Source organism: Staphylococcus rostri (assembly GCF_002902145.1).
In the GTDB taxonomy this organism is placed as follows: Bacteria; Bacillota; Bacilli; order Staphylococcales; family Staphylococcaceae; genus Staphylococcus; species Staphylococcus rostri.
On sequence record NZ_PPRF01000127.1, the window covers coordinates 1 to 438 of the forward strand.

Genomic DNA, 438 nt, shown 5'->3' on the forward strand with positions numbered 1-438 from the left:
CGATTGTCATGTCATCTGCGTCTTGAATTGTTACGTTTACAACTTGACCATCTGAATCTAATGCGTCATCACCTGTGTTGACTACTGTTGGACCGTTATAGCCGTCCGGTGTTTCGAACGTTACAACGTAGTCGCCGTTCGGTAAATCTGTGAAGATGTAGTTACCGTTCGCGTCTGTTGTTGTCGTTACTGTTGTACCGTCTGGTTTCGTTAATGTTACTGTAACACCTTCGATTCCTGACTCGTTCGCATCCTGGATACCGTCTTTATCTGCATCATACCAGACTTTATCTCCTAGATCATATAATACTTCACTTGGTGTAGTTGAATCAGATAATGAATCACTGCTTGAGTCACTCACTGAATCTGAAATTGAATCGCTGCTTGAGTCACTCACTGAATCTGAGATTGAATCGCTGCTTGAGTCACTCACTGAAT

At 42.7% G+C, this 438-nt stretch carries 1 protein-coding gene; it reads right to left on the reverse strand.

The features are described 5' to 3' along the window. The coding region (locus tag CD122_RS11330; RefSeq protein WP_206167772.1) for an SdrD B-like domain-containing protein at positions 1–438 on the reverse strand (438 nt) is incomplete at both ends.